Annotated in this window: 15 protein-coding genes and 3 tRNA genes; 7 read left to right on the top strand and 11 right to left on the bottom strand. The window is 59.0% G+C overall.

Annotated elements, in window-relative coordinates:
- Positions 1 to 9 precede the first annotated feature (9 nt).
- From rbfA to ACSMDR_RS06140, 5 genes are all read left to right on the top strand, one after another.
- Positions 10 to 444 carry a 30S ribosome-binding factor RbfA gene (gene rbfA / locus ACSMDR_RS06160; RefSeq protein WP_436467633.1) on the top strand — a complete coding sequence of 145 codons (435 nt, stop codon included), beginning with the start codon at positions 10 to 12 and terminating at the stop codon, positions 442 to 444.
- A gap of 1 nt (position 445) precedes the next feature.
- Positions 446 to 1396 (top strand): tRNA pseudouridine(55) synthase TruB, encoded by a 951-nt coding sequence (gene truB, locus ACSMDR_RS06155; RefSeq protein WP_436467632.1) that lies wholly within the window; start codon positions 446 to 448, stop codon positions 1394 to 1396.
- A gap of 128 nt (positions 1397 to 1524) precedes the next feature.
- On the top strand, positions 1525 to 1794 hold the full coding sequence (rpsO, locus tag ACSMDR_RS06150; protein WP_005905044.1) for a 30S ribosomal protein S15: 270 nt from the start codon (positions 1525 to 1527) through the stop codon (positions 1792 to 1794).
- A gap of 166 nt (positions 1795 to 1960) precedes the next feature.
- Positions 1961 to 4108, top strand: a complete 2148-nt coding sequence (gene pnp, locus ACSMDR_RS06145; RefSeq protein ID WP_040319248.1) for a polyribonucleotide nucleotidyltransferase — start codon at positions 1961 to 1963, stop codon at positions 4106 to 4108.
- Between the two features lie 140 nt (positions 4109 to 4248).
- Positions 4249 to 5478, top strand: coding sequence for an MDR family MFS transporter (locus ACSMDR_RS06140; protein ID WP_436467631.1), 1230 nt, complete (start codon positions 4249 to 4251; stop codon positions 5476 to 5478).
- 61 nt (positions 5479 to 5539) lie between these two features.
- Here the strand turns inward: ACSMDR_RS06140 and ACSMDR_RS06135 are convergent, their stop codons facing one another.
- Both ACSMDR_RS06135 and ACSMDR_RS06130 read right to left on the bottom strand, forming a co-directional pair.
- Complete coding sequence (locus ACSMDR_RS06135; RefSeq protein WP_436467630.1) at positions 5540 to 7186, bottom strand: methyl-accepting chemotaxis protein; 1647 nt, start codon at positions 7184 to 7186, stop codon at positions 5540 to 5542.
- 385 nt (positions 7187 to 7571) lie between these two features.
- Complete coding sequence (locus ACSMDR_RS06130; protein ID WP_436467629.1) at positions 7572 to 7922, bottom strand: DsrE/DsrF/TusD sulfur relay family protein; 351 nt, start codon at positions 7920 to 7922, stop codon at positions 7572 to 7574.
- A gap of 211 nt (positions 7923 to 8133) precedes the next feature.
- On the opposite strand from ACSMDR_RS06130, the gene ACSMDR_RS06125 reads away from it, so the two are divergent.
- The gene (locus tag ACSMDR_RS06125; protein ID WP_436467628.1) at positions 8134 to 8541 is read left to right on the top strand and encodes a DUF1090 domain-containing protein; all 408 of its coding nucleotides are present in this window, start codon (positions 8134 to 8136) and stop codon (positions 8539 to 8541) included.
- Positions 8542 to 8728: 187 nt separating this feature from the next.
- Here ACSMDR_RS06125 and ACSMDR_RS06120 read toward each other — a convergent pair whose 3' ends face one another.
- The 6 genes from ACSMDR_RS06120 to ACSMDR_RS06095 form a co-directional block, all read right to left on the bottom strand.
- A complete protein-coding gene (locus ACSMDR_RS06120) occupies positions 8729 to 8977 on the bottom strand; it encodes a YfhL family 4Fe-4S dicluster ferredoxin (RefSeq protein ID WP_436467627.1) in 249 nt (82 codons plus the stop codon).
- Position 8978: 1 nt separating this feature from the next.
- Complete coding sequence (trhP, locus tag ACSMDR_RS06115; RefSeq protein WP_436467626.1) at positions 8979 to 10340, bottom strand: prephenate-dependent tRNA uridine(34) hydroxylase TrhP; 1362 nt, start codon at positions 10338 to 10340, stop codon at positions 8979 to 8981.
- Positions 10341 to 10606: 266 nt separating this feature from the next.
- Positions 10607 to 10882 (bottom strand): hypothetical protein, encoded by a 276-nt coding sequence (locus ACSMDR_RS06110; RefSeq protein WP_436467625.1) that lies wholly within the window; start codon positions 10880 to 10882, stop codon positions 10607 to 10609.
- Positions 10883 to 11002: 120 nt separating this feature from the next.
- Positions 11003 to 11087: transfer RNA gene (locus ACSMDR_RS06105), tRNA-Tyr, on the bottom strand.
- Positions 11088 to 11120: 33 nt separating this feature from the next.
- Positions 11121 to 11205, bottom strand: a tRNA-Tyr gene (locus ACSMDR_RS06100).
- A gap of 40 nt (positions 11206 to 11245) precedes the next feature.
- A tRNA-Tyr gene (locus ACSMDR_RS06095) sits at positions 11246 to 11330 on the bottom strand.
- Positions 11331 to 11668: 338 nt separating this feature from the next.
- Between ACSMDR_RS06095 and ACSMDR_RS06090 the strand changes: the two genes are divergently transcribed.
- Positions 11669 to 12907 (top strand): cysteine desulfurase-like protein, encoded by a 1239-nt coding sequence (locus ACSMDR_RS06090; protein WP_436467624.1) that lies wholly within the window; start codon positions 11669 to 11671, stop codon positions 12905 to 12907.
- A gap of 61 nt (positions 12908 to 12968) precedes the next feature.
- Here the strand turns inward: ACSMDR_RS06090 and ACSMDR_RS06085 are convergent, their stop codons facing one another.
- From ACSMDR_RS06085 to ACSMDR_RS06075, 3 genes are all read right to left on the bottom strand, one after another.
- Positions 12969 to 14021: a protein-glutamate methylesterase/protein-glutamine glutaminase gene (locus tag ACSMDR_RS06085; RefSeq protein ID WP_436467623.1), complete on the bottom strand. Its 1053-nt coding sequence runs from the start codon at positions 14019 to 14021 to the stop codon at positions 12969 to 12971.
- A gap of 70 nt (positions 14022 to 14091) precedes the next feature.
- The gene (locus tag ACSMDR_RS06080; RefSeq protein ID WP_436467622.1) at positions 14092 to 14622 is read right to left on the bottom strand and encodes a chemotaxis protein CheD; all 531 of its coding nucleotides are present in this window, start codon (positions 14620 to 14622) and stop codon (positions 14092 to 14094) included.
- 5 nt (positions 14623 to 14627) lie between these two features.
- Positions 14628 to 15437 (bottom strand): CheR family methyltransferase, encoded by an 810-nt coding sequence (locus ACSMDR_RS06075; protein ID WP_436467621.1) that lies wholly within the window; start codon positions 15435 to 15437, stop codon positions 14628 to 14630.
- Positions 15438 to 15454 lie beyond the last annotated feature (17 nt).

Below are 15454 nucleotides of genomic sequence, written 5' to 3'. Positions count from 1 at the left end.
GATAGAAATATGGCCAGAGAATTCAGCCGGACCAACAGGGTCGGCCAGCAGATCCAGCGCGAAATCGCGCTCATTCTGCAACGTGAGGTGAAAGACCCACGTATCGGCATGGTAACCGTCTCGGACGTGGAAGTGTCCAAGGACCTCAACTATGCCAAGGTGTATGTCACCTTCTTGCAGCTGGAGAATGACGGCGAGCGTATCAAGGAAGGGCTCAAGGGCCTGACCGAGGCTGCCGGTTACATCCGCAGCCTGCTCGGCAGCGCCATGCGCTTGCGCGTGGTGCCTGAGCTGCGCTTCTACTACGACCAGACCCTGGTCGAAGGGATGCGTATCTCCAACCTGGTGTCCAATACCGTGCGTGACGACAAGCGTCGCATGGCCGAAGCCGGCCGTGAAGACGAAGTGCCCGCTGCCGATGACAGCACAGAGGATAAAGCCTGAGATGTCTCGTAAACGTCGTTTCAAGGGCCGTGACGTACACGGCATCCTGCTGCTGGACAAGCCAACCGGGCTGACGTCCAACGATGTGTTGCAGAAGGTCAAGCGCATCTACAACGCCGCCAAGGCCGGTCACACCGGCGCCCTGGATCCCCTGGCGACCGGCATGTTGCCGATCTGCTTCGGCGAGGCCACCAAGTTCTCCCAGTATCTGCTGGAAGCGGACAAACGCTATGAGGTGACCGCCAAGCTGGGCGAGCGCACCAATACCAGCGACTCCGATGGCGAGGTGGTGACCACCCGTGCCGTGAACGTGGCCATGGGGACACTGATCGAGTCACTGGATCAGTTCCGCGGTCCCATCATGCAGGTGCCGTCCATGTTCTCGGCCCTCAAGCACAATGGCCGCCCGCTCTATGAATATGCCCGTGAAGGCATCGTCATCGAGCGAGAAGCGCGTCCCATCACCATCTTCGAGCTCAAGCTGCTCAGCTTCGAGGGCGATGAGGTGAAACTTGAGGTGCATTGCAGCAAGGGTACCTACATTCGTACCCTGGTCGATGATCTGGGGGAAGTGCTCGGCTGTGGCGCTCACGTCACAGCGTTGCGTCGAACTCAAGTGGCTCAATATCCCTATGAGCGGATGCTGACTCTGGAGCAGCTCGAGTGCATCTTCGAGCAGACCAAGGCCGAGAGCACGCCACCCCGCGAACAGCTTGATCCCTTGCTGCTGCCGATGGATACCGCAGTCGCTGCCTTGCCCGAGGTGAACATGTTGACGGCCGTGGCCGCTTATGTGAACCAGGGCCAGGCCGTGCAGGTTCCGGGTGCCCCCTCGAGCGGACAGGTCCGCATGACGGTCGGTCCGGAGCGTGAGTTCATCGGTGTGGGCGAGATAGACGACGAAGGGCGTGTTGCTCCCAAGCGTCTGGTGCGTTATCACGACGAAGATTAATGGCGGATAAGGCCGTGACCGAGTTAACCATTGCGTTAGCCAGGCGCTGCGATTATGATACCGCCCTCATTTCACGGCTGAATTAGAGATTGGCTGTGATTCTTTAAACACTCTATCGGAGTAACATTATGTCTCTAAATGCTGAGATCAAAGCTTCCATCGTTGCTGACAACGCTCGTTGCGCCAACGACACTGGCTCTCCTGAAGTTCAGGTTGCCCTGCTGACTGCACAGATCAATCATCTGCAAGGTCACTTCAAACAGCACTCCAAAGACCACCACGGTCGTCGCGGTCTGCTGCGCATGGTTTCCCAGCGTCGTAAGCTGCTGGACTACCTGAAGCGTAAGGACGTTCAGCGTTATGCTGCTCTGATCGCCAAGCTGGGTCTGCGTCGTTAATCGACAATCAGATTTTGCGAAAAAGGGGAACCGCGAGGTTCCCCTTTTTTATTGCCTTGCAAGCTGTTGTCTTATCACTCAATTCAGGTAAGCGCTTACCTTTTGGTTCGGATCAAGTATACTTGCACGCGAATTTAAAGAGCCAAATTGTCAAAAGGAAATTCACGTGAATCCTATTGTAAAGTCATTCCAGTACGGTCAACACACCGTCACACTGGAAACCGGTGTGATGGCCCGTCAAGCCACTGCGGCCGTCATGGTCAGCATGGACGATACCTGCGTATTTGTGACCGTTGTTGGTAAGAAAGAGGCCGACCACGGTCGCGATTTCTTCCCGCTGACCGTCAACTATCAGGAGCGTACCTATGCTGCTGGTCGTATCCCGGGTGGTTTCTTCCGTCGTGAAGGCCGTCCCAGCGAAGGTGAGACCCTGATCTCCCGTCTGATCGACCGCCCCATCCGCCCGTTGTTCCCGGAAGGCTTCCTCAATGAGGTTCAGGTGGTTGCCACCGTCATGTCCGTGAACCCGGCCGTGTCCCCCGATATCGTTGCCATGATCGGCGCTTCCGCCGCCCTGGCCACCTCCGGCATCCCGTTCGGTGGCCCTATCGCTGCCGCTCGCGTCGGTTACATGAACGGTCAGTATGTGCTGAACCCGACCACCACCGAACTGCCCCAGAGCGATCTGGATCTGGTGGTTGCCGGTACTGCCAACGCGGTACTGATGGTGGAATCCGAAGCAGCCATCCTCTCTGAAGAAGTGATGCTGGGCGCGGTTGTCTATGGCCACGAGCAGATGCAAGTCGTGATCAACGCCATCAACGAATTCGCAGCCGAAGTTGCTACCCAGCCTTGGGATTGGACTCCGCCTGCCGTCAACGAGCCCCTGAAGGCCAAGATTGCCGAGCTGGCAACCGCTGAACTGGGTGAAGCCTACCGCATCACCGAGAAGGCCGTGCGCTACGCCGCCATCGGTGCCATCAAGCAGCGTGTGGTCGAGCAGGTCATCGCCTCCGGTGTGGAAGCCGATGCCAAGAAGATTGGCGAAGAGTTCCACAATCTGGAAAGCCGCATCGTCCGTGGCCGTGTGGTGCGTGGTGAGCCGCGTATCGATGGTCGCGATCCGGAAATGATCCGTGCCCTGCACGTCGGCACCGGCGTACTGCCGCGCGCCCACGGCTCCGCCCTGTTCACTCGCGGTGAGACGCAAGCCATGGTTGTTGCGACCCTGGGGACAGAGCGTGACGCCCAGAACATCGACGAGCTGACCGGCCATCGCGCCGACCGCTTCATGCTGCACTACAACTTCCCGCCGTACTGCGTCGGCGAGACCGGCATGATGGGTAGCCCCAAGCGTCGTGAAATCGGTCACGGTCGTCTGGCCAAGCGCGGCGTCGCTGCCGTGATGCCGAGCGCCGCCGAGTTCCCGTACGTGGTACGTGTGGTCTCTGAGATCACCGAGTCCAACGGCTCCTCCTCCATGGCTTCCGTCTGTGGTTCCTCCCTGGCGCTGATGGACGCGGGTGTGCCGATCAAGGCCTCCGTTGCCGGTATCGCCATGGGTCTGGTGAAGGAAGAAGAAGGTTTCGTGGTGCTGTCCGACATCCTGGGTGATGAAGATCACCTCGGCGACATGGACTTCAAGGTGGCCGGTACCACCCAGGGTATCACTGCGCTGCAGATGGACATCAAGATCGAAGGCATCACCAAAGAGATCATGGAGATTGCCCTCAAGCAAGCTCGTGGCGCTCGCCTGCACATCCTGAAGGTCATGGACGAAGCCATCCAGGCACCGCGCAGCGAGATCTCCGATTTTGCACCGCGCATTCACACCATCAAGATCAATCCCGAGAAGATCAAGGATGTGATCGGTAAAGGTGGTTCAGTGATCCGTGCCCTGACCGAAGAGACCGGCACCAACATTGAGCTGGATGATGACGGTACCGTCCGCATCTCTGCCGTAGCCAACGAAGCTGCCATGGAAGCCATTCGTCGTATCGAGGCCATCACCGCCGAGATCGAAGTAAACCGCATCTATGAAGGCAAGGTTGTGCGTCTGGCCGACTTTGGCGCCTTCGTCAACATTCTGCCGGGTAAAGACGGTCTGGTGCACATCTCCCAGATCACCGATGCCCGCGTACAGAACGTGGCTGACCACCTGACCATCGGTGACGTGGTCAAGGTGAAGGTACTGGAAGTGGACCGTCAAGGCCGTGTGCGTCTCTCCATCAAGGAAGCGAATGCACCGACCGAAGCCGCCGCTCCGGCCGCCGATGTGGCTGTTGCCACCACCGAAGAGCCAGCTGCCGAATAAGGTATCTGTGCTGTGAAAAAGCCGACCTCAGGGTCGGCTTTTTTGTGCCTGGATTTTATCTGTGCCAATGCCATTGTTTCTTTTGAAGCCCATTGTTATAACGGAGGACCCGCTCTCAAGCTGTCATAAGGAGTTGCAGTATGTCGTGGGCCTATCTCAGGCAATTTCCCCCGCTAGTCTGGATCGTGATCCTGGGGACCTTTATGGTGCGCACCAGCTTCTTCATGGTCTGGCCCTTCCTCTCCATCTTGCTCTATCGCGACTATGACCTCTCCGCGACCCTGATTGGCCTCATCCTGGGGGCCACGGCGGCGCTCTCGACCCTGGTCAGCTTCTATGGCGGCTGGCTGTCGGACAAGTGGGGGCGGCGCAACATACTGCTGTTCGGCTGTCTGGTTTCGGCGGTCAGCTTCGGCCTGCTGGGCCTCTCCCATCAAGTCGCCTGGCTGGCGCTCGGGGTGATTGGCAGCGGTCTCTCCTATGGGCTCATCGACTCACCGGGCAAGGCGTTGATGGCCGACAGCCTGGAGGAGCCCAAGGCCCGCGAGCTGGCGCTGCACCTGCGTTATTTTCTGCTCAATCTGGGCGCGGCCATTGGTCCCCTGATCGGCGTCACCTATGGCCTGAGTGCGCGCCAGGAGACCTTCCTGCTGCTTTGCATCAGCTACCTGCTGCTCGGAGTCACCTTCTTCATCGGTTTTAGGTTGGCCCGTTGTCAGGTTGGCAGCACGGCCGGTCCCGGCATGCGCGCCGTGCTGAGGGTGCTAGCCCGGGATCGCGGCTTCTTGCTGCTGACCCTGGCCAACTTGCTGCTGATGCTGGTCTATGCCCAGTTTGAGTCACCGCTCATCCAGTACCTGACCCGGGCAGGCACCCCGGAGGTAGAGCGGCTCATCGGCCTGCTGGTGACGGCCAATGCGCTGACCATAGTGATATTGCAGTTCCCGCTGTTGCATCTGACTGCAAACTGGCGCATCAAGCACAGGCTGCAGCTCGGGGTTGCCCTCTTTCTCGGCGCCCAGCTGCTGTTTGCCCTCGGCGATACCGCCATCTGGTGGCACTGGTTGGTTGCGGTGGTGCTGCTGAGTGTGGGGGAGTGCATCTTGTTCCCGCTGCTCAATGTGTTGATCGATCAGATGGCTCCTGCACACCTCAAAGGCAGTTATTTCGGCGCGGCCTCCATGTCTGGCATGGGGGTTGCCATCGGCGTCTTGTTGGGGGGCTGGATGGTGGCAAACTGGGGAGGCAGCTGGCTTTACGGGTTCATGGCCCTGCTCTGTCTTGCCATCCTGGCGCTCTACGAGTGGGGGACTCGCATTGCGCGACCTGCATTGTCCGAGGTTGAGCAGGCGACGCAGCAGTCATCATGAGGAGAGTACAAATAGAAAGAGGCCGGGATCCCAGATCCCGGCCTCTTTTCTCTCCGGCGCCTTACAAGGTAAAGCGGCGGGTCAGCTGCTGCAGGTGGCTGGCCAGCTGGCTTAGCTCGGTACAGGCCTGGGCCGTGTGCTGGGCCCCCTGGGCATTCTCGTCCGATACATTGTGGATGTTCACTATGTTGCGGTTGAGCTCGGCGGTGACCGAGTTCTGCTGCTCGGTGGCGCTGGCAATCTGAGTGTTCATGTCGGTTATCCGGGTCACCGCCTCATTGATCCTGGCGATGCTCTGGCCGGCATCCTGTGCCAGCTCGACGCTGGTTTGCATCTGGGCATGGCTGCTGTTCATGGCCTGACCGGCCAGTTCGGCGCGGCTCTGCAGGCTCTCTATCATCTTGTGGATCTCGGCGGTGGAGTCCTGGGTGCGCTTGGCCAGAGTACGTACCTCATCCGCGACCACGGCAAAGCCTCGGCCCTGGTCACCGGCGCGGGCCGCTTCGATGGCCGCGTTGAGGGCCAGCAAGTTGGTCTGATCGGCAATGTTGCGGATCACATCCAGCACCAGGCTGATGTTGGCGCTCTCCTGCTCGAGCTGCTGCACCACCTGGCCCGCCTCGTCTATCTTGCCCGCCACGCCCTCGATGCTGCCGATGGCGCTCTGCACCACGGCCTGGCCGGCACTGGATGCCTGGGAGGCATGCTGGGCGGCATTGGCGGCATCAGTGGTGTTGCGGGAGACCTCGAGTACTGTGCTCTGCATCTGGTTCATGGCGGTCGCCACTTGGGTGATCTCGCCCTGCTGCTGGCGCATCCCCTGGGCTGATTGCTCCGAGATGGCGCTCACTTCATCCACCGAGGCACTGAGCTGGGTGACTGAGGTGGAGATCTCGTTGACCAGATCGCTGAGCCCCTCCTTCATCTGACGTACCGACAGGGCCAGCTCGCCAATCTCGTCCCGGTTGAGTTTGCCGGCATCGATGTAATCACACAGCTCTCCGCGGCCCAGATACCCACCGGCAATCAACTTGGCCTGCTTGGCCAGCAACACGATAGGATCGCGGATCTGCCGGGTCAGCAGAGTGGCAAAGGCGATGACCAGCAGTATGCCGATGGTGAGGGTGATGAAGATGCTGGTGCGGGCGCTCTCATAGGCGCTTTGGGACTCCTCTCGTCCGAGCTTGGCATAGTATTGGTTCTGAGCGATCAACTGGTCGACGGCGTCATGGAGCGCGACATAGGTTGGGGCGCCTGCCAGGAACTGCTCCGTACCAGCGGCGTGTTCCCCTCGCGCCAGTTGTGCCATGACGGCATCGTGCAGTGCCAGATAGCGCTGCCAGTTGGCGCTCACTGCCTGATAGCGGCGTGTCTCTTCGGCATCGAACAGCGTCTTGCCATACTGCGCCAACAGTCCCGTGATCTTGCTTATTTCGCTGCGCATCTGGTTGCCGTACTCCGCCTGACGGGCAGGGTTCTCATCGACCAGCAGGTAGCTCAGTTCGAAGCGACGCAAGTTGGCTACCGTCTGGCCCATGTTATTGACGCGATTGATGCTGGGAATGATGGCATCGGTCAGCTCCAGGGAGCGGCTGTTGATACGATCAAATTGCAACAAGGAGAAGCCGCCGATGGCGACCATCATCAGACCGAAGGTCGCGAAGGCGACGCTCAGTTTCTTACCGATATTCATGTTCATCAATGACATAAGTGTTCCGGAACGGTAGGCAGAAAAAGGCTCGACGGAAGGTCGAGGGAGTGCTGTTTTGCTTATTCATCCCGAAATAGCCAAACGGTCGCTTGAAGCGACCGGTTTATTGTTCTTATCAGTAAAGCCCTGGCATCAATGACGGATACCGAGGGCCAGGAAGTCATTTTGCTGGGCATGGGCCCCAGTGGCCCACGGGCCTCAAAAGACCTCAAAGGTTGGGCGCTTTATGTACGGGCAGGGGGAAAGTCAAGGGTTGTTGCGGATGAAACCACATAGCGAAATAATTATGGATTAGTCATTGTTGAATTGTTTTTTGGACGGGCAATACCAAGGAGGCAAGGCAGGGAAGCTCAGGGGTAAGTGATGACTTACCCCTGGCGATCTAGAAGGTCAGCACCTTGTCGGCAGCGAGTGTCCATTGAGCCAGGGTCGGCAGGTGGTCGATGCGGATCCCTTCGATCAGAGGCAGGGCACCAATGCCACGGGCATCGCAGCAGCTCTGGCACAGGCGCACCTCCGCCCCCTGTACCAGCAAGATGTCCAGCACCTGGCGCAGGTGATAACCCTCGGCGGGGGCCTGAGTGGCAATGGCGGCGCTCACCGCATCGGATAAGAGAAACAACCTGAGGCTGGCCCCCTCTTCCTGCAGTGCCAAGCCGAGGCGCAAGGCATTGAACAGGGACTCGCTGCCATAGGGGGCACCGCTGGCGATGATCAGTATCTGTTGGCTCATGGAAACTCCTGATGACAAAGCCCCATTGTAGATCGGAGCAATGGTCCCCATCATGATGTTGCGCAAACCCTGTCGCACCACTTTCGTGCAGTCTTGACCTGCGAGGTGACCTTGAGGTCAGATGAGCACCATTTAAAAGGTGGTGAATGAGCAGTGTGCTTGAAGTTGGATGAGCATCATTCACGGAACAACGGTGAACGAGAGGTGGAAAATGAACAAGAGCATAGCCGTGCTGGCATTGGGGTTCTGGCTGGCGGGGCCTGTGATGGCGGCTCCTGCGGTGGGTTGCGCTGCCAAGCGTGACGCCCTGGTCTCTGCCCTGAGCGAGGCGCGGGCCCATGACAACGATCGCCAAGTCGCTGGTTTGCAGCAGGCACTCAATAATGTCGAGGCTTATTGTGACGATGGCGCTTTGCTCAAAGAGAGCGATCGCAAGTTGGTCGAGCTGAAAACCAAGGTAGATGAACGGCTCAGCGAGTTGCAGAGTGCCCGGGTGGAGGGCAAGCCTGACAAGATCGCCAAGAAGCAGGCCAAGCTTGATGAGGCGCAGGCCAAACTCCAGCAGGAGCAGATCCACAATGGGGCCTTGCGCGCCCTGGTTGATGACAAGCGTAAGTAAACGCTAACCTTATCCGACCCCTGTATTCGCTGGCACCCTGTTTCGAGTCGAGGCCCTGGTCGCTCCGTTCACGTCGGCATGGCGATGCCGTATTGGCTGGGGTTGCCGCGAGGCAGACCAGCGTGGCTGCGGATAGCAATGAGGCCGGGCATAAGCCCGGCCTCATTGTTTGACCATCTCTGGCAAGTCAGCTGCGATGCAGCTTCACAAACTTCTCCATCAACTGCGCTTCGTTCTCCACCCGCAGGGGATCCCAGATGATGCAGTCGATGGGACAGACGCTGATGCAGGTGGGCTTCTCATAGTGACCGACGCATTCGGTGCATAAGTCTGGATTGATCTCGTAGATGGCTTCACCCAGGCTGATGGCCTGGTTCGGACACTCGGGATCGCACATGTCACAGTTGATGCACTTGTCGGTGATGAGCAGCGCCATCTCAGGCCGCCGTATGGGGGTTGCGGCTGTCCTGACGATCGCCCAGATTACGCAGCAATATGCCGTGGCTGATGTCGATCTCCTGGGGAACGGGCACATAGACGATGTGGCCGTTACCCGGCGCCGTGTCGACGAGCTCACCCTTGCGGTTTTGCATCTGTTCCAGGTTGAAGCTGAGGTTGCCCTGCGGGGTCATCAACTCCAGGCTGTTGCCGACCAGGAATTTGTTCTTCACGTCCACTTCCACCATGTCGCCATTGCGACCGGTGATCTCGCCGACGAACTGCTGGGTGTCGGAGATGGAGTAGCCATAGTCGTAGTTCTGGTACTCGCTGTGGTTGTGACGGCGCAAGAAGCCTTCGGTATAGCCACGGTGGGCCAGGTTCTCAAGGGTGCCCATCAGGGTTGCGTCGAACGGACGACCGGCGACCGCATCGTCGATGGCCTTGCGATAGACCTGGGCGGTACGGGCGCAGTAGTAGAAGGATTTGGTGCGGCCTTCGATTTTCAGGGAGTGCACGCCCATCTTGGTCAGGCGTTCGACGTGCTCGACGGCGCGCAGGTCCTTGGAGTTCATGATGTAGGTGCCGTGCTCGTCCTCGAACGCCGTCATGTACTCACCGGGGCGATTGGCCTCTTCCAGCAAGACCAGCGCATCGCTCGGTTTGCCCAGACCCAGGGTGTTGTCCGGGCGCACCGCAATGGGCTCCTGACGGTGAACTATCTGGCCTACGTCATCCTCCTTGCCCTCGTGAACCTTGTAGTCCCAGCGGCAGGAGTTGGTGCAGGTACCCTGGTTGGGGTCGCGCTTGTTGATGTAGCCAGAGAGCAGGCAGCGGCCGGAGTAGGCCATGCACAGGGCACCATGGACGAAGACTTCGAGCTCCATTTCCGGGACGTGCATGCGGATCTCTTCGATCTCGTCCAAGGAGAGTTCGCGGGAGAGGATGACGCGAGTCAGGCCCATCTGATGCCAGAACTTCACTGTGGCCCAGTTGACCGCATTGGCCTGTACCGACAGGTGGATAGGCATGTGCGGGAAGGCTTCACGCATCATCATGATGAGACCGGGGTCTGACATGATGATGGCGTCCGGCCCCATCTCGATCACCGGGCGCATGTCGCGCACGAAGGTCTTGAGCTTGGAGTTATGAGGCTGGATGTTGGCCACCACATAGAATTGCTTGCCGAGGGCATGGGCTTCGTTGATGCCCAGGCGCAAGTTGTCGTGGTCGAACTCGTTGTTACGCACCCGCAGGCTGTAACGCGGCTGGCCGGCATAGACGGCGTCGGCGCCATAGGCGAAGGCGTAACGCATATTCTTGAGGGTCCCGGCGGGGGAGAGCAATTCTGGTCTGAACATGATTTTCTCGCTGGTCTGATTGCAAATCAGGGCGACGCCACCGGGTGGCATCGCAATAAGGATGACGGCACAGCTGTCCCATCTACATGGTTAAGGCTATGACATCCCATTAAGGGTGCGAGATTGTACTCGTCCCCACGCCATCATGCAATTTGACTGGAACGAGGCCAAGGCGTGTGCCACCGGGACAGGTTGGATACATTCAAGACCAGCGAGAGAGGGGATCTTGTTGTCTGCCCGGTTGCTGGGCCGTGAACCGCGATGCGTTACTGCCGGGGCAGGGTCAACAGGGGGGCCGGGCGCATGGGCAATGTGTGAGGATGCAGAGCCTGACTCAACCAGTGCCAATCCAGGGGAGGGCAGCCTTGTTTGAAGCGTTGCAACGGCAGGCCGTCATACACTGTTAAAAACAGGGTACTCGACAGGCCGATGCGGTTGCGATATCGCACCATAAGTTCGCCATTGTAGCGACTGATGTGGATCTGCAACTGCGCCAGGCTCAGGCCCGAGTGATAACCTTGTTCATCCCACACTTCCAGCATGATGTGCATCCCTGACGAAGAGCAGGGCTCACTATCCTATGGGGTTAGACAATGAACAATTGTCAGATCTGACAGGGGAGAAAGCGAAAACCCGGCGCTAGGCCGGGTTTTCTTGAATGATGGTGGAGGGAGAAGGATTCGAACCTTCGAAGGCAGAGCCGTCAGATTTACAGTCTGATCCCTTTGGCCACTCGGGAACCCCTCCACAGGGGTATAAAAGCCACTCTATTCAGGAAGATGGTGGAGGGAGAAGGATTCGAACCTTCGAAGGCAGAGCCGTCAGATTTACAGTCTGATCCCTTTGGCCACTCGGGAACCCCTCCACGGGGTATTTCCTGATTTTACTAACTCATCACACTTGAATGGTGGAGGGAGAAGGATTCGAACCTTCGAAGGCAGAGCCGTCAGATTTACAGTCTGATCCCTTTGGCCACTCGGGAACCCCTCCTCAAGTGCGAGGCGCATACTAACAGATCCCACGGCTTTGTGAACCCCAAATTTGCAATCAATGTAGAAAAATATGCGAGTCGCTCATTTTTTGACATTGACCGTTCAAAATTCAATCTTTTCATAGGGTTCAGAACAAAAATAAGACAGCTAACCAAGCCGGAAGGCTGGTTTGTCGCCCTGTCATCATAGGTGGCGCCGCCATGCTGCCAGTGTTTTATGCTGGATTGCCGCCTTTGTTCTGTAAATGTGATGGCGGATTTGTTTGGGTGTGGACTTTGCTGCTGTCCGATCTTAATCTCGCCATGTTATCTAACTGTTAACATGGAATGTGATCCTATGCAGCCTCTCGATGTTGCCGTTCTGCGCGGCCAGTTTCCTGCCCTCAATCAGTTGATTGATGGAAAATCCCCACTCTTCTTCGACGGCCCGGGGGGCGCCCAGGTCCCCCAGAGCGTCTTGGGGGCAATGACGGATTATCTGGGCCGTTTCAATGCGAATCTGGGCGGCCCCTTCTTTTCTGGCCGGGAGACGGAGCAGCAGGCGCTGCGTGCTCGTCAGGCTGCGGCCACCTTGCTCGGTGCCGAGCACTGGCAGGAGATTGTATTTGGTGCCAATTTCACTAGCCTCACCTTCGCTTTCAGCCGTGCCTTGGCGCGGGAATGGCAGGCGGGGGATGAGATAGTCGTCAGCGCGCTGGATCACTACTCCAATGTATCCAGCTGGCAACAGGCGGCGGCGGATCGCGGTGCCATCGTCCATCAGGTGCGGGTCGATGCCGCCAGCGGTGGTCTCGACATGGAGCATTTGCTCAGCTTGCTTGGCCCGCGCACCCGGCTGGTGGCAGTGACAGCCGCTTCCAATACCACGGGCACCCTGGTGGACATTCCCGCCATCGCCGATGCGGTGCATGGCGTCGGTGCCCTGCTCTATGTGGATGCAGTTCACTTTGCCCCTCATGAGCGCATCGATGTGCAGGCCTGGGATTGCGACTTCCTGGGCTGCTCAGCTTACAAGTTCTTCGGTCCGCACCTGGGGATCCTCTATGGCAAACTGACGCATCTGGAACGGCTGACCCCCTACAAGGTGGAGCCAGCCAAGAACGTCTCTCCCTACAAGTGGGAGACGGGCACCCAGAGCTGGGAGGCCCTGGCCGGGTTGGAGGCGACCATCGCCTATCTGGCCTCTCTCTCTGGTCTTGCGGCAGACGAGGCTTCCCTGGAGGAGCGGCTCGATATCGGTTTCGCCCGCAGTCATGCCCATGAGCAGCTGCTGAGCGCGCACCTGCTGGCCAAGCTGGCGGAGCGTCCTTGGCTCACCCTGCATGGCATCCAGGGCACGGCGGGGCGTACCCCCACCTTCGCCCTCACCTCGCTGCGGCACACCCCGGCCCAGATGGCGGTCTACCTTGGGGAGCATCAAGTATGCAGTTGGGCGGGCCACTTCTATGCCCTGGGATTGATTGCGGCTCTTGGGGTCGGTGAAGGAGGGGTACTGCGTATCGGCTGCATGCACTACAACACCCATACCGAGATAGACAGGTTGTTCAGTCTGCTCGATGCCATGCCGACGGGCTAGCACGACCATCATCGATGACACCTCATCAGACCCCGCTGCCGGTTTACCGCAGCGGGGTCTCTCATTTGGCAATGATGTGGTGGATCTGATCGAGGGGGACTATGTGGCGGGCGGCACCGAGCTTGATCGCCTCCTTGGGCATGCCAAATACCACGCAGGAGGCTTCATCCTGGGCATAGGTCATGGCGCCCGCCTCTTGCATCTCCTTGAGACCACGGGCACCATCATCCCCCATGCCGGTCATGATGATACCGGTGGCATTCTTGCCCGCGTATTTGGCAACGGAGCGAAACAGCACATCGACCGAAGGGCGATGACGGTTGATCAGCGGGCCATCCATGACGTCCACATGGTAGTAGGCCCCGCTGCGCTTGAGCAGCATGTGCTTGCCACCCGGTGCTATCAGGGCCAGACCCGGGATCACCCTGTCATTGTGTCTGGCCTCACGCACTTCTATCTGGCACAGGCCGTTGAGCCGTTCGGCGAAGGAGGCTGTGAATTTCTCCGGCATGTGCTGAACGATGACGATGCCTGGACTGACCCTGGGCAAGGCGGTGAGGACCAGCTCCAGGGCCTGGGTGCCGCCGGTGGAGGTGCCGATGGCGACAATCCGCTCCGTCGTCTGGGCCATGGCCTGACCGCTGGCGGGCAGCCAGGCATCGACGCTGATCTTGGCGGGCACGGCCAGTGGTGCCTTGCACAGCTGTTTGACATTGGCCATGGCCGCGCCCCGTACCGCCATGGCGAGGTCGTGGGCGGATTCTTGCAGAAAGTCTTTGAGGCCTATGGTTGGCTTGGTAATGATGTCGACCGCACCGGCCGCCATGGCCTGCAAGGTGGTCTCGGCGCCCCGCGCGGTGAGGGAGGAGCAGATAACGACCGGGGTCGGCCGCTCGCTCATTATCTTCTGCAAAAAGGTGATGCCGTCCATGCGCGGCATCTCCACATCGAGCACTATCACGTCAGGCCAGGCTCGTTTGAGCTTTTCCATGGCAAACAGGGGATCCGAGGCGGTAGCGATGACACTGATGTCGGGTTCACGTTCCAGCACGCTCTGCAATACCTGCCTGACCACGGCGGAATCATCGACCAGCATGACGGTGATCTGCTTCATCTATCTCTCCTCGTTCGCATAACGCGGCCGCTAGCGGGGCGGCTTCCGCAGGCTCAGCACTGTTGTGGCCCTATTGGCCTGTGCGGCGGTGCTCATCGACTTGGCCCGGTTCCTGTATCAGCGGGCTGTGTCTGACCCAGACATGACCGGTATTGAGGTCGAAGACAAGCGCCCTGTGGCCTGTGCCGCCCAGGTCGTGGGCACTCACATCCAGGCCTTGAGCCCTGACCAGAGCCCAGGCTGCCGCCACATTCTGACTGGCGATATCCTGGGTATGACGTTCCCCCAGCTGGGGAAACATGTTGCCGCCGCCAAACAGCTTGACCACATATTCCCGCGGGGCTGCCCCCGCTTTGGCAACCCCTTGCAGCAAGATGGCCAGAGCCTCATCCGCATACTTTCCATTGAGCGAGTCAGGCAGCTGCACTGCCATCTGCCGCTCGCGATGACGTCGACTCGGCAGCATGAAGTGGCACATGCCACCCCAGTGGTGGCGTGGGTGCCAGAGGGTCAGGCTGACGCAGGAGCCGAGCTGGGTGCGCATCACCATGGCCTCCTGGCTAAACAGTGCCTCGCCGGGTTGCAATAGGATCTCTGTCATGGGATTCAGGCTTTGCGATAGATAGAAGGGGAGAGCAGCTGCAGACCAGTCTGGAGGCCATGCAGACTCTCGGCGTGGCTGATGATGAGATAGCCTCCCTGGCGCAACAGGGGAAGCAGGCGGGCGAGTACTTGCTCTTTGGTCTCCCGGTTGAAGTAGATCATCACGTTGCGGATGAAGATAAGGTCGAACAGGCCGAGATCCGGCAGCGGCTTGTTAAGATTGATTTGGCTAAAATGCACTCGCTCCTTGATCTTGCGGTCGATGAGAAAGGTTCCCTCTTGCTGACCTATGCCCTTGAGGCAGTACTTCATCAGGTAGGCGGTCGGTATGTTATGGGCACGCTCTATGGCATAGAGGCCTGCCTTGGCCTGGGTCAGTACCCGGGAGCTGATATCAGAGGCGATGATCTCCCAAGGGGCTGCGGCGCGGTGCTCTGCCAGGATCATGGCGAGGCTGTAAGCCTCTTCACCGGAGGAGCTGGCCGCACTCCAGATCCGCAGCGCACGCTCGCGCGGGAAGTTGGGCACTATCTGCTGGCTCAGGAACTCGAAATGTTTGGGTTCGCGAAAGAAGTAGGTCTCATTGGTGGTCAGCAAGTCCAGGGCCAGTTGCAGCTCCAGCTTGGCAGAGTCGTGCATGATAAGGTGAAAGTAATCCCCAAAACTTGGCAGCTGGTAATGGGAAAGCCGTTTGGCCAGCCGACTGCTGACCAGCGTCTTCTTGGCAGGGGAGAGATCGATGCCGGCGGCCTGATGCAGCCAGCGCTGAAATTGACTGAATTCCTGATCGCTCAGGGTGGCATGTTCCAACAAGTGTGCTTTCCTTGTGT

This window comes from Aeromonas molluscorum (genome assembly GCF_051376105.1).
Taxonomy (GTDB): domain Bacteria; phylum Pseudomonadota; class Gammaproteobacteria; order Enterobacterales; family Aeromonadaceae; genus Aeromonas; species Aeromonas molluscorum.
Note: the sequence above shows the minus strand (reverse complement) of the source record. Positions and strands in the feature narration are given on the sequence as shown.

Bases quoted from the DNA above. Each gene is read 5' to 3' on its own strand.
- ACSMDR_RS06140 (WP_436467631.1), top strand. From the start codon at position 4,249: ATGTCGTGGGCCTATCTCAGGCAATTTCCCCCGCTAGTCTGGATCGTG.
- ACSMDR_RS06090 (WP_436467624.1), top strand. From the start codon at position 11,669: ATGCAGCCTCTCGATGTTGCCGTTCTGCGCGGCCAGTTTCCTGCCCTC.
- trhP (WP_436467626.1), bottom strand. From the start codon at position 10,340: ATGTTCAGACCAGAATTGCTCTCCCCCGCCGGGACCCTCAAGAATATG.
- truB (WP_436467632.1), top strand. From the start codon at position 446: ATGTCTCGTAAACGTCGTTTCAAGGGCCGTGACGTACACGGCATCCTG.
- rbfA (WP_436467633.1), top strand. From the start codon at position 10: ATGGCCAGAGAATTCAGCCGGACCAACAGGGTCGGCCAGCAGATCCAG.
- ACSMDR_RS06120 (WP_436467627.1), bottom strand. From the start codon at position 8,977: ATGGCGCTGCTCATCACCGACAAGTGCATCAACTGTGACATGTGCGAT.
- ACSMDR_RS06085 (WP_436467623.1), bottom strand. From the start codon at position 14,021: ATGAAGCAGATCACCGTCATGCTGGTCGATGATTCCGCCGTGGTCAGG.
- ACSMDR_RS06080 (WP_436467622.1), bottom strand. From the start codon at position 14,622: ATGACAGAGATCCTATTGCAACCCGGCGAGGCACTGTTTAGCCAGGAG.
- ACSMDR_RS06125 (WP_436467628.1), top strand. From the start codon at position 8,134: ATGAACAAGAGCATAGCCGTGCTGGCATTGGGGTTCTGGCTGGCGGGG.
- ACSMDR_RS06130 (WP_436467629.1), bottom strand. From the start codon at position 7,922: ATGAGCCAACAGATACTGATCATCGCCAGCGGTGCCCCCTATGGCAGC.
- rpsO (WP_005905044.1), top strand. From the start codon at position 1,525: ATGTCTCTAAATGCTGAGATCAAAGCTTCCATCGTTGCTGACAACGCT.
- ACSMDR_RS06110 (WP_436467625.1), bottom strand. From the start codon at position 10,882: ATGCTGGAAGTGTGGGATGAACAAGGTTATCACTCGGGCCTGAGCCTG.
- ACSMDR_RS06135 (WP_436467630.1), bottom strand. From the start codon at position 7,186: ATGTCATTGATGAACATGAATATCGGTAAGAAACTGAGCGTCGCCTTC.